The sequence below is a fragment of the Niallia sp. NCCP-28 genome, assembly GCF_023168165.1.
Classification (GTDB): Bacteria; Bacillota; Bacilli; order Bacillales; family Cytobacillaceae; genus Niallia.
This window is the reverse complement of record NZ_BQYJ01000008.1, coordinates 141,049-153,785: the sequence shown is the minus strand read 5'-3', so window position 1 is coordinate 153,785 and position 12,737 is coordinate 141,049. Positions and strand designations below refer to the sequence as shown.

General features: G+C 34.7%; 13 protein-coding genes. 10 read left to right on the top strand and 3 right to left on the bottom strand.

Features of this window, described 5'->3' with window-relative positions; translation table 11 throughout:
• Positions 1–73 precede the first annotated feature (73 nt).
• Positions 74–523 (top strand): YueI family protein, encoded by a 450-nt coding sequence (locus tag NCCP28_RS19205; RefSeq protein ID WP_248562835.1) that lies wholly within the window; start codon positions 74–76, stop codon positions 521–523.
• 424 nt (positions 524–947) lie between these two features.
• Entirely contained in the window at positions 948–1,376 is a 429-nt protein-coding gene (locus NCCP28_RS19200) for an organic hydroperoxide resistance protein (protein ID WP_248562834.1), read from the top strand.
• A gap of 36 nt (positions 1,377–1,412) precedes the next feature.
• Here the strand turns inward: NCCP28_RS19200 and NCCP28_RS19195 are convergent, their stop codons facing one another.
• Positions 1,413–1,853 carry a MarR family winged helix-turn-helix transcriptional regulator gene (locus tag NCCP28_RS19195; protein WP_248562869.1) on the bottom strand — a complete coding sequence of 147 codons (441 nt, stop codon included), beginning with the start codon at positions 1,851–1,853 and terminating at the stop codon, positions 1,413–1,415.
• Between the two features lie 362 nt (positions 1,854–2,215).
• Between NCCP28_RS19195 and gatC the strand changes: the two genes are divergently transcribed.
• From gatC to gatB, 3 genes are read left to right on the top strand one after another with little or no spacing between them, the layout of a single operon-like run.
• Entirely contained in the window at positions 2,216–2,506 is a 291-nt protein-coding gene (gene gatC, locus NCCP28_RS19190) for an Asp-tRNA(Asn)/Glu-tRNA(Gln) amidotransferase subunit GatC (protein ID WP_248562833.1), read from the top strand.
• 12 nt (positions 2,507–2,518) lie between these two features.
• Positions 2,519–3,976: an Asp-tRNA(Asn)/Glu-tRNA(Gln) amidotransferase subunit GatA gene (gene gatA / locus NCCP28_RS19185; protein WP_248562832.1), complete on the top strand. Its 1,458-nt coding sequence runs from the start codon at positions 2,519–2,521 to the stop codon at positions 3,974–3,976.
• 12 nt (positions 3,977–3,988) lie between these two features.
• Positions 3,989–5,416: an Asp-tRNA(Asn)/Glu-tRNA(Gln) amidotransferase subunit GatB gene (gene gatB / locus NCCP28_RS19180; RefSeq protein WP_248562831.1), complete on the top strand. Its 1,428-nt coding sequence runs from the start codon at positions 3,989–3,991 to the stop codon at positions 5,414–5,416.
• A 175-nt stretch (positions 5,417–5,591) separates the two neighbouring features.
• On the opposite strand, the gene plsY is transcribed toward gatB, so the two are convergent.
• Both plsY and NCCP28_RS19170 read right to left on the bottom strand, forming a co-directional pair.
• Complete coding sequence (gene plsY / locus NCCP28_RS19175; protein ID WP_248562830.1) at positions 5,592–6,212, bottom strand: glycerol-3-phosphate 1-O-acyltransferase PlsY; 621 nt, start codon at positions 6,210–6,212, stop codon at positions 5,592–5,594.
• A 151-nt stretch (positions 6,213–6,363) separates the two neighbouring features.
• Positions 6,364–8,034, bottom strand: a complete 1,671-nt coding sequence (locus NCCP28_RS19170; protein ID WP_248562829.1) for a hypothetical protein — start codon at positions 8,032–8,034, stop codon at positions 6,364–6,366.
• A 302-nt stretch (positions 8,035–8,336) separates the two neighbouring features.
• Here NCCP28_RS19170 and NCCP28_RS19165 point away from each other — a divergent pair, with 302 nt between their 5' ends.
• The 5 genes from NCCP28_RS19165 (at position 8,337) to NCCP28_RS19145 (ending at position 12,632) form a co-directional block, all read left to right on the top strand.
• A complete protein-coding gene (locus tag NCCP28_RS19165; protein WP_248562828.1) occupies positions 8,337–8,873 on the top strand; it encodes a sigma-70 family RNA polymerase sigma factor in 537 nt (178 codons plus the stop codon).
• Entirely contained in the window at positions 8,870–9,346 is a 477-nt protein-coding gene (locus tag NCCP28_RS19160) for an anti-sigma factor family protein (protein ID WP_248562827.1), read from the top strand. The genes NCCP28_RS19165 and NCCP28_RS19160 overlap by 4 nt, the downstream gene beginning before the upstream one ends.
• Positions 9,343–10,431, top strand: coding sequence for a hypothetical protein (locus NCCP28_RS19155; protein WP_248562826.1), 1,089 nt, complete (start codon positions 9,343–9,345; stop codon positions 10,429–10,431). Before NCCP28_RS19160 ends, NCCP28_RS19155 begins: the two co-directional genes overlap by 4 nt.
• Positions 10,432–10,485: 54 nt before the next feature.
• Positions 10,486–11,424: a LiaI-LiaF-like domain-containing protein gene (locus NCCP28_RS19150; protein WP_248562825.1), complete on the top strand. Its 939-nt coding sequence runs from the start codon at positions 10,486–10,488 to the stop codon at positions 11,422–11,424.
• Positions 11,425–11,696: 272 nt separating this feature from the next.
• The gene (locus NCCP28_RS19145) at positions 11,697–12,632 is read left to right on the top strand and encodes a diacylglycerol kinase (RefSeq protein WP_248562824.1); all 936 of its coding nucleotides are present in this window, start codon (positions 11,697–11,699) and stop codon (positions 12,630–12,632) included.
• The last annotated feature ends 105 nt before the right edge of the window (positions 12,633–12,737 follow it).

The window sequence follows — 12,737 nt, the reverse complement described above, 5'->3', positions numbered from 1 at the left end:
GAGCATAGGTTTTTTCTCTAATGTTTAGAGTATAGTAGTAAAGAGAAATCTAAGGGAAGGAGATAGGTGTAAGATGTCAAATCCAAATTTAGATGATTATATAAAACAAGGAGTTTATGGAGCAAAAGAAACAAAACCAGAGGAGCGCCGGCAATTTCTAGGCACGTTGCGAGAGAGGGTAGTAATAGCCCTTAAACAATCACAAGTTCTAGAAGAACGTGTTTATGAAGAAGTGGAAAATGCAATAAAAAGCAGTACAGGAGCCAAACTTTACTTAAATGGACACCTTAATTATGCTTATTTATCTAAATATATTAAAGTAGCCAATACGTATAAAATGGAATACACAATGGTTACTAATAAAGACTATATAAGTGAGATTGGTTTATTAGTGGCTTATGATCATGCAATTGAAAAAGAGGAAATATTTGTATCCGAGCACAAAGAAACTGAAGACCAGCAGCAGACAGAGTCGGAAAAAAAGGGCATTTTTTCTAGTTTGGGAAGTTTCTTTAAAAAATAAACGATTCAAATGAGAAAACACTTTTAGGAATGGATTAACTGCAAACGATGGTTTGCAGTTTTTTTTGACGAAAAATAGCTATTTGAAAAAATTTAAACTCAAACATTAGAAAATGGAAGCAAATATAAAAGAAAAATAAAGCAATAGACCAACTATAATGGGTTAAAGATATCTAAGTTATACAGTTTAGGGGGATACATCCCTTTAAGCCAGTTATTCAAAATAGAAAGATTTTAGCGCTTATGTTTATAAACAAGCTTATTGTGCAATAAAAAGAAAGAAGAATATTAATCAATAAAGGTTTAATGCCAACGTTAATAAGAAAGAAAATTAGAAGTTAAAAATTGTTTTAAGCAATTTAATTGTGTACAATGTAATTGAATGGATGGAATGCGACTACTAATTTATACTGGAGGGTACTATTATGTCAGAAACAATCTTTACAACATCTGTAACAGCTACTGGAGGAAGAGAAGGAAGAGTTGAATCGGAGGATTATGTTATTCAGCTTGAAACGGCTATGCCAGGAACTCCTCGTGCTAAGGAATTAGAAGATGCAACAAATCCTGAACAACTTTTCGCAGCAGGATATGCAGCATGTTTTGATGGTGCATTGCAACTAATCGCAGGAAGAGAAAAAGTTAAATTTGATTCCGAAGTAACAGCAAGCGTCAGTTTAATGAAGGATGCAGCAGATCAAGGGTTTAAACTAGGAGTAACGTTAAAGGTGAAAGGCACTGGTGTGGAAAAGGCGACATTAGAAGATTTAGTGCATAAAGCACATCAGTTCTGTCCATATTCAAAAGCAACTAGAGGAAATATTGATGTGAAATTAGAAGTGACTACAGCTTAATATAAAAATGCCTCTTTATAAATAAGGAGGCATTTTTTACGTGTTTGTAAGCTGATTCAGCAATTGTAATAGAGATTCCTTTAGTGCTTTAAATTCATCTTCTTTTTTCCCAGATAAATGAAAGATTTCAATAGGAATGTCTTTTGCCTTTTCTTTTAAAGAGCATCCTTCAGCCGTTAATGATATTAAAACAGAGCGTTCATCTTCTATGGAGCGCTCTCTTTTGATGATCTGGTTCTGTTCCATTCTTTTCAGCATGGGGGTCAACGTTCCTGAGTCTAGATAAAGCTCATGTCCAAGCTCTTTTACAGTCAGCGTTTTATGTTCCCATAATAGAAGGAGGACTAAATATTGTGGGTAGGTTACTCCTAATTCATCCAATAATGGTTTGTATTTTTTTGTCATTTCTCTAGAGCCAGCATATAACAAAAAACAGAGCTGATTTTCTAGCTTTAATAAATCTGTTTCGTTATTCAATTTTTTCACCACATTTTCTGCTGTATTTCTTCTATATAAGATTGTTGAAAAAGATTGACATTATTAGCAATGTCCGTAAAATGGAACAAGATTAAGATGGACAAGCTATACTATCACTTATTGTATAAGATTTTCTCCGTTTTTACTAATGGAGTATAATATTGTAGAAGTTTTCATGATAAATACATCTTAAAAGCAAATAATCTATTATAATGAAATAGGGTCTTTTGCACACTTATCTGCTTTTGGGAGACAATATAAATGATAAAGTGATTTTACTTTATGGTTCTTGTTGCCTTACTTAAGCGTTGTTTGATATTATCAGATTATTGTGCTGTTCGTATATTTTGGAGGTGACAATTATGTCAAGAATTACAATTGAAGAAGTAAAGCATGTTGCAAACTTAGCGAGACTTGCTATTACCGAGGAAGAAGCAGAAAAATTCCAAAAACAGCTGGATGCTATCATTTCCTTTGCTGAAGAGTTGAATGAATTAGATACAGAAGGAATTGAACCAACATCTCATGTCCTAGATATGAAAAATGTAATGCGTGAAGATGTGCCAACTAAAGGTCTGCCGATTGAAGAAGTAGTAAAAAATGCACCAGATCATCAAGATGGACAGATAAAAGTGCCATCTATTATCGAATAAGGAGGGAACTAAATGAGTTTATTTGATCATAAGGTTAGAGATTTGCATGAATTGCTGCAAAAGAAAGAAGTATCTGTTACTGATTTAGTAAAGGAATCCTATAACCGTATCAAAGATGTGGATGATAAAGTACAAGCTTTCGTAACATTAGACGAAGAAAATGCTTTAATGACAGCAAAATTATTAGATGAGAAGCTAGTTTCAGGGCAAATGAAAGGTTCCCTTTTTGGCATGCCTATTGGAATTAAGGATAATATTGTAACAAAAGATTTACGCACTACATGTTCTAGTAGAATCCTTGAGAATTTTACTCCTATTTATAATGCAACGGTAATGGAAAAATTACATAATGCGGAAACAATTACAATTGGAAAATTAAATATGGATGAGTTTGCAATGGGGTCTTCTACCGAAAATTCTTATTATCAAAAAACAAAAAACCCATGGAATCTTAACACGGTGCCAGGTGGTTCTTCAGGCGGTTCAGCGGCTTCGGTTGCAGCCGGCGAAGTTTTATTTTCTCTTGGTTCTGATACAGGTGGTTCCATTCGCCAGCCGGCAGCATATTGCGGCGTTGTTGGTCTAAAACCGACTTATGGACGCATTTCCCGTTTTGGTCTGGTCGCATTCGCTTCCTCTTTAGATCAAATTGGCCCAATTACAAGAAACGTTGAAGATAATGCCTATCTTCTGCAAGCAATCTCAGGTATGGATCCAATGGATTCTACATCTGCTAATGTAGAGGTTCCTGACTTTGTGAAAGGCTTAACTGGCGATGTAAAAGGTTTAAAAATTGCAGTGCCAAAAGAATATCTTGGTGAAGGTGTACAAGAAGATGTACGAAACTCTGTGCTAGAAGCATTAAAAGTATTGGAAAAATTAGGGGCGACTTGGGAAGAGGTTTCATTGCCGCACAGCAAGTATGCTTTAGCCACTTATTATTTATTGTCTTCTTCGGAAGCATCTGCTAATCTTTCCCGTTTTGACGGCATTCGCTATGGCTATCGTGCGGAAGATGCAGAAAACTTAATTGATCTATATAAAAAATCGCGTGCTGAAGGCTTTGGAGATGAAGTGAAACGCAGAATAATGCTAGGAACTTTCGCGTTAAGTTCTGGCTATTATGATGCTTACTATAAAAAGGCGCAAAAAGTGCGTACATTAATTAAAAAAGACTTTGAAGATGTATTTGAAAAATTTGATGTCATTATCGGGCCTACAACGCCAACACCAGCATTTAAAATCGGAGAAAATGTTGACGATCCATTAACGATGTACGCTAATGATATTTTGACTATTCCTGTTAACTTAGCAGGTGTTCCTGGAATATCTGTACCATGCGGTTTTTCCAATGGTCTGCCATTAGGTCTGCAAATAATTGGAAAGCATTTTGACGAACAAAGCATTTATAAAGTTGCTTATGCATTTGAACAAGCAACAGACTATCATAACCAAAAACCAACACTGTAAGGGGTGAGAATTATGGAATTTGAAACAGTCATTGGACTAGAAGTACATGTAGAGCTAAAAACAAAATCAAAAATCTTCTCAAGCAGCCCGAATCATTTTGGCGCTGATCCAAATACAAATACAACCGTAGTTGATTTGGGGTATCCTGGTGTTTTGCCTGTATTAAATAGAAAAGTAGTCGATTATGCGATGAAAGCATCTATGGCACTAAATTGCGAAATCGCTACAGATACAAAATTTGACCGCAAGAACTACTTTTATCCTGATAATCCGAAAGCATATCAGATTTCTCAGTTTGACAAACCAATTGGCGAAAACGGCTGGATTGAAATTGAAGTAGACGGCTATAAAAAGAAAATTGGCATTACACGTGTTCATATGGAAGAGGATGCTGGAAAATTAAATCATGAGAATGGCTATTCATTAGTGGATTTTAACCGTCAAGGCACACCTCTGATTGAAATTGTATCAGAGCCAGATATTCGTACACCAAATGAAGCATATGCTTATTTAGAGAAACTGAAGTCGATTATTCAATATACAGGTGTATCCGACTGTAAAATGGAAGAAGGATCACTTCGCTGTGATGCGAACATTTCTATTCGTCCAGTTGGCCAAGAAGAACTTGGCACAAAAACAGAATTAAAAAACCTAAACTCTTTTAACTTCGTCCGCAAAGGATTGGAATATGAAGAAAAAAGACAAAGAGAAGTAGTGACTGCAGGCGGTTTGATCGAGCAAGAAACTCGCCGTTTTGATGAGGCGACAAGCAAGACGCTATTAATGCGTGTAAAAGAAGGTTCAGATGATTATCGTTATTTTCCAGAGCCTGACTTGTTGGATCTTTATATTGATGAAGACTGGAAATCGCGCATTCGTGCAGAAATTCCAGAACTTCCAGATGCTCGCAAAAAACGTTATGTAGAAGAACTTGGATTGCCAGAATATGATGCAAATGTTTTAACCGTAACAAAAGAAATGGCAGACTTCTTTGAAGAAACAGTTGCCAACGGTGCTGATGCAAAGTTAGCTTCCAACTGGTTGATGGGCGATGTTTCTGCCTATATCAATGCAGAACAAAAAGAACTAGCTGAAGTGGCTCTTACTCCTGAAAACTTAGCTGGAATGATCAAATTGATTGAAAATGGAACAATTTCCAGCAAAATAGCGAAAGTAGTATTTAAGGAGTTAATTGAAAAGGGTGGAAATGCAGAAGTCATCGTCAAAGAAAAAGGATTAGTGCAAATCTCCGATGAAGGTGCATTGCTTAAAATTATTGGAGAAGCATTAGATAATAATCCCCAATCCATTGAAGACTTTAAAAATGGCAAGCAAAAAGCAATTGGTTTCCTTGTGGGACAAATTATGAAAGCGACAAAAGGACAAGCAAATCCGCAAATTTTAAATAAATTGCTAGTACAAGAAATTTCTAAAAGATAAAAAAGCAAAAGGCAAAGGAAAACAATCCTTTGCCTTTTTGTTTTTTTTCGACAAGATTGTAGTTCATTTCCCAGGAAAAGTGCTGATTTGCCATTTTTATCGACAAAAGGGTTTTAGCATAAGAATTTATCCTGCATTAACGGGCAGTAAAACCCCCACTGAATGAAGTTTCACTTTATGGTTTCTTCTTTGGATTAATTCGATCTTTTTTAAGGTTTTTATCATTAAAAATTGGTTCCTTATGATGAATAAAATTAATAATATTAGAACGATGAAGATAGATTAATAAAATTAGATAGAGAAAAAAGAGCAGTTCATGTTTTAAGCCTGGTTCAATCAGCACATATAGGAGCAGTGTTATTCCAATTGAGATGCTGCCTAAAAAAACGTATTTTGTAATAAATATAACAAGAAAAAAGGTAATATAAGAAATAAAAAGCATCAGCGGATTGGCAATAAGCAAGGCCCCGGCGGTTGTTGCAATAGCTTTTCCCCCTCTAAAGCCAGCTAGTATTGGGAAACAATGGCCGAGAACGGCAGCAAGCCCTGGATACAAGGGGTCTATATCCACTTCAAAAAGAAAAGGAAGTGCAGCAGCCAGAGCTCCTTTGCCGATATCGAATAGCAGAACGGTTATTCCGGCTCCTTTTCCAAGTACTCTTAGAGAATTCGTTGCTCCTGGATTAAAACTGCCATACTTCCTGATATCAATTCCATAAAATACTTTGCCGATTATTAATGCAGTGGGGAAAGAACCAATTAGATAAGCGAAAAAAAAGAGTGTAAACAAAGGCATTCTCCTTTTTGTGAATTTCTTGCTACTAATAATATATGCCAGGAGAAGGTTAGGTTTGTCCATTTATCCCTTATTTTTGTTTTTTTGCATGAAGGTAACGCTGCTGGTTCTTATGAAATAAAAAAAGGGGAAACTTTTCCCCTTTTTAAAGCTACTGAAGCTTTTCAATTGTGAGACTATCTACAGAAACGACTAGTTCTTCTGTATCTATATAATTAATAGATACATTCATCCCTTTTTCAATAAAAATACTATAAGGAAAATCAGTAGATGAAACTTGGAAGATTTTATCCTGTCCAGACAACATAAATTTCACTATCGTACTATTTGCTTCCTCTGCTTTATATACATAGCTAATTTTTCCTGCTGTTTTTTTCTTATTTGCAATATCGGTTGGAATGCTTTTGTCATCCTTTAATTGTGTAGCAAGTGCGTATTTATAATCATTAAACAGTTTAGCTTTTGCATTGCTGTGGCTGTATATTTTTTCATCCTTTGCGTTTACAAGCATCATCTCTCGAAGGACATTATTGCTGTCCATAAGCGGCACTACCCATGTGAATTGTCCATAAATTGTATAAAGCAATGGAGTACCAGCCTCATATTTTTCCGCTCGGAATGTTTTTTCAGCAACATTTATGGCGGCTTTTCCATTTAGTGATCCATTGGCATCGGTATAGAAGGTTAATTTTCCCGTACGAGCATTCATCATGGAATAGCCAACCATTGACCCGCTTCCAGATTTTGAACGAGTGAAATCAGTAAACCAGTTTAACTGCAGATCTTTATTAAACACTCCGTTGACTTCATTGATATCTTCCCACTTTGTTGGAGAAATGATGTCTTCTTTAGAGAAGATAGTGTTCCAAAAGCCATGGACATATTTTCCATACCATTCATTCCAATCTTCTGCCACACTTGTTGGAATAACATGATCAATATATTCTGGGATATTATTCAGCAAATGATTTTTAATATCGCCTGTTTGAGGATTTACTATATAGATTCCTTTTATATCGACCATTTGGCGGAATTTATTATAATCGCCATATGGAACAACATAATATGGGTTATCTTGATCATCAGGTTCAAAACTTGCTTCTAGCAAAATAGTATGTTTATATTTGCTGCGAACGAGCCTTTTTAAGTCTTCTTGAAAATAAGCGGATGGTACATATTTCATAGCTGATTTTACTAATACAGCATCCTTATTTTCATCTTCTGCGCTCATTTTAATGTATCCTGGTACATCCTTTCCTTTTGTCCATTTAAAAAATCCCGTATATTCAATAGGTGTAACCCAAAACAGCTCTTCATCGATTTTCTGAAGGGTAGAATCTCCAAGGTCATAATAGGAGGAGTGAGCGAGTTCACCTAATTTCTTTTCACTTCGGTATCTGGCGTAGCTTTCCGGCACTACTGCAATATGCTTTTCATCCATAGATTCTTTTTCCCGGCTTGCTACTGTTGTTTTTTTTACGACAAATTCATATTTATCATTTGCAATTGTATAAGGGTACACAATTTGCAAATAGGCACTTATCAATAAAAAAAGGATGGCGAGTGATCCAAAAATGAAATATCCTTTTACATGTGGGTAAATTAAATCGCAAAAAAAGAAAAAGGCCATATAAAATAAACCAAATTTTATTAATGCTTGTGTAGAATAATCGATTAATTGGATATAGTCTAAAATGAATAAAAAGAATAGACCGAAAATAACACGAAAAATTTGAGAATAAATAAAGCTTCTTTTTTTGTAATAGGCAATCCACACAAAGGGATTTAAAGTTAATGCAAGTAAAGCAAATAAATAAAGCATTGTTTTCCTCCTTTTTACTAATTCCCATCATTAATACGTAAAGATGGATAAATAGTTTCATTATTGGCTTTTTCTTTACATAAAAATGCCAGAAGGAAAAAGCAGATATAGGATAAGACAATTGTATATTTCCGCATAACTTCTTAAAGCATTGGATAATTAGCTTAAGGATGTTTTTTAAGAAGGTTGTTTAAAATTTAGCCTTAAGAAAAATTTTTAAGAGAGTGTAGGGATGATAGGAATATATAACGTCTATTTATATAGAAGCGGGTTACAGAAAGGGGGGGAGAAGCATTAGTGACTTGGTATTAATTGAAAAAGTAAAGCTTGGAGATGACGAAGCATTCCGGCTGTTAGTGGGAAAATACCATAATGATTTGTTTCGGGTCATCTATAGTGTTTTAAAGGACCAAAAGGAATCAGAAGATGCTGCACAAGAAGTATTTATGAAAATCTATACTTCTCTCCCCAAATACGAAAACCAAGGCTTTAAAACATGGATTACTAGAATTGCTGTTAACTATGCCATTGATATAAAAAGAAAACAGCAAAGAAGAAGAGAAGATATAGCAGAAACCGTGGAATTTGATAGGGAAGACAAAGATGGAAAAGACTTAGAAACAGAAGTTATCCATCGAGAAAGGCGGAGATTGGTAAGAGAAAGGTTAAATGAACTGCCAGATAATTATCGAGATGTTATATATGGTTACTATATTGCCGAAAAAAGCTATCAGGAAATGGCGCTGGAGCAAAATGTTCAAGTGAAAACCATTGAGACAAAGCTGTATCGAGCGAGGATTTGGATGAAAAAGCACTGGAGGGAGGAAGACTTTTTATGACAACCCATTATACTTATGACCAATGGCTAAAATATGTAAACGATGAATTGGATGAGGATACGCGAATTCTGTTAGAAAATCATTTATATAGTTGCGATGAATGTCTTGATTTATATGTAGGTGCGGTGGCGGAACAAGAAACAGTACTTCCTGCCATTTCTAATGAAACCAATTTTACAGACCAAATTATGATGAAAATAGCTAGTGCAGATGAAGAAGAAAAAGAAGGCAAACAGCAAAAGAAAAAACGCTCAATTTATCAATCTTCCTTTTTTCATTATACGCTTGCCGCAGCTGCTACAATATTTTTAATGTCTACAGGGGTCTTCCAAACCATTATTCAACATACACAGACAATTCAAAGAGCAGAAGTTTCAGCAAATAAAGAATCGGAAATGACTAGATTTGTGGATAAAACATTTTCTTGGATAGATACATTGGAAAGCAACAAGAAGGAGGAAAAGAAAAAATGAAAAATCCGATCGTCGCATTTATATTAGCATTTTTTCCAGGAGGAGGGCTGTTTTATATCGGAGAAAAGGTCAGGGGATTTTTATATGGTGCCGCTGTGTTTGGATTAGCATTATTGACAATTTTTATCCAGAGCACTATGTATACTGTAGGAGAGATAATAATCTTTCTGGTGTTGCTTGGCTTTATTATTTATTGCATCAGCATAATTGATACTTTTATTACAACAAGCAGATATTTAAAAAGGAAGCTGCCTGTTGAAAAACAAACAGTTGATGGGGAGCCGTTATTAGTAAATACAGTAGAATCTGAACGATTTTATACAATTGTTTTGTCTTTTGTCCCAGGTTTGGGGCATATTCAATTAGGTTTAATGAACAGAGGGTTGACTTTATTAACTTCATTTTTAGGACTAGGAATGATGGTGCTGTTTGTTACATTTCTGACAAGCAGAGAAGAATTTCTTGTATTTCTCGCCTTTCTTCCTATTATATGGATATATGGATTCTTTGATGCCATGCAGCAATTTGCAAAAAAACAAAATGGAGAGCTTTTAGTTGATCAAACAATTTTTCAGGATTTTGAGAAACATCGAGAAGAAGGAAAAAAAAGCAAAGTGGTTGCTACTTTTCTATCGATTTTTCCAGGGGCAGGCCATCTGTATTTAGGATTGCAGCAAAGAGGAATTCAGCTAATGGCAGCTTTTCTATTTTCCATCTTTATATTAAATGAATTAAGAATGGGTATCTTTTTATTCCTGATTCCTCTAATCTGGTTTTATAGTTTTTTTGATGGATTGCAAAAAGCATCAAAAGCAGGAGAGGATCAGCTTCTAGAGGACACACCTGTTATTTCCTATCTAATTAACCATCAGAAGTGGTTTGGTGTAGGTCTTGTTCTATTAGGTATATATTATTTAATGTTAAATATTTTATTGCCAATCTTTTCTCCTAAATTAAATGAGATATTTAATATCGATCTTCAATATTTGTTTTATCAATATTTTCAGACAGGGATCGTATGCATAATCCTTATTTTCGGCGGAATATATTTATTAAAGGGTAAGAAAAAGGCAACGAATAAATAGAGAAGCATTCGCAGTTTTTTATTTTAAAAATTGGGAACGTAAGGGGGAGCAATTTTGAGAACATGGCGCGTTGGCACTTTTTCCATGGGGATGTCATTACTTTTTTTAGGAATTTTTTTGTTATTATCTCAATTTCTTCATTGGGATTCCACAATGGTGCTAAGAGTTTGGTGGCCTGCTATTTTAGTTATTTTAGGAATCGAAATTTTAATCTATTTAATTACTTCAAAACAAGAGAAACCGTATTTAAACTTTGATTTGTTCAGCATTATTATAGTGGGGATTGTGGGAACGGCAGGTATAGCAATTGTTTTTTTGCAATCTACTGGATTGATGCATTTATTTCAAGAAGAAATGACAAAAGAAGAAATAACAATGGATTTGCCGGAATTAAATGTTCCAATCAAAAATAATATAAAAAGAATTGTTATCCAAACGGAAGGGCAAAATATGCCCTTAAATATTGAGGGAACGTCTGAAGATTTTGTTTCTTTATTCGGAACTTATCGAACGGTCAATTCAGAAAATAAAGTAATTTTAAATAAACCGAAAGATTATATACTTGTGAAAGAAAAAGGAGATACTATTTATTTGCAGATGAAAGAACTGCCTAAACATTCATCAGGTTTTTCATCTTCCTATGCCACTACTAATGCGACTTTTCTTATTCCAACTTCTGTGAAATTAGAGGTTGAAGGAGCAAATGAAACAAAAGTAAATCCTCGTCATTTGCAAAATGATTGGAGCATTATAAATGCATCTTCTTTAGAACTAAATTTAGAAAATACAAATAATGTAATGGTTTCTGTCAAGGATACGGAGATTTTAGACAGTGAAAATCATCAATGGAAAACAGATAATAAAAAGGAAAATGATGCTAGCAGAGATTCAGTGGAAGCAGAATCTTTAACAGCAGCAAAGTATTTAAAAGGAAAACAAAATACAAGAATTTCCATCGTAAATAGTGGAACTTTGCATGTAACAAATAATTAATTAGGAAAAGATCTGTAATATGCAGATCTTTTCCTTTTAGATATACAATAGATACTCTCTAAAGGATTAAGAACAAGAACTAGGTTGAGAATAAAGCAATAAGGGTATAATATGGAAAGAGCTTGCTTGCGATAAGAGTGTGCAATTTATTAAAAGAAAATAAGAAAAGTGGTCCTTATTTATTGTGTTAAATATTGCCTATCGAACTAGTTATCGTTTATTATGTTAGTTGGTAATATAGATCGAAATCTTGAAAAATAGGATGGATGAATATGAAACGGGCAAGAATTATATATAATCCTACTTCGGGGCGTGAAGCATTTAAAAAACATTTGCCAGAGGTGCTTAAAAAGTTAGAAAATGCTGGATATGAAACGTCGTGCCATGCAACAATAGGACCGGAAGACGCTACAAAAGCGGCTAGAATCGCAGTAGAAAGACGGTTTGATCTGGTCGTGGCTGCAGGCGGCGATGGTACGATTAATGAAGTAGTAAATGGGTTGGCTGAACTTGAGTTTCGTCCCAAATTGGGCATTATACCTGTAGGGACAACAAATGATTTTGCAAGAGCATTACATATTCCAAGAGATATAGAAGCTGCTGCAGATATTATCGCAAAAGGTGATACTATTCCTGTCGACATTGGCCGAATGAATGACAAATATTTTATCAATATTGCTGGCGGAGGACGTTTAACAGAACTAACATATGAAGTGCCAAGCAAACTAAAAACAATGATTGGACAACTTGCATACTATTTAAAAGGGATTGAAATGCTCCCATCTATAAAAGCGACAAGTGTAAAAATTGAATATGATGGCAAACTTTTTGAAGGAGAGGCAATGCTGTTTTTAGTAGGATTGACAAATTCAGTAGGTGGTTTTGAAAAGCTGGCTCCTGGATCATCCATCAATGATGGTCTTTTTTCTTTGCTGATACTAAAAAAGGCAAATTTGGCTGACTTTATTCGAATTGCCACACTTGCTATTCGTGGGGAGCATATTAATGATCCGCATGTTATTTATGCGAGTGCTAATCATATCAAAATTACATCAGAAGAAAAGGTGCAATTAAATCTGGATGGTGAATTTGGCGGCTTGCTTCCAGCTGAGTTTGTAAATTTGTACAGGCATTTTGAAGTGTTTGTGCCACTAGACAAAATTCGTGAAGAAGATCGTCCAGAAAATATCAAACTAATAGATCAGTAAAGCATTGGAACGGAGTGGGCCACTAGCATAAGCTCACTTCATTTTCATATTTTCCCCTCTAAAAACTTCCTATAATAGATTCCCTCATTTTATGTTATGATTAAA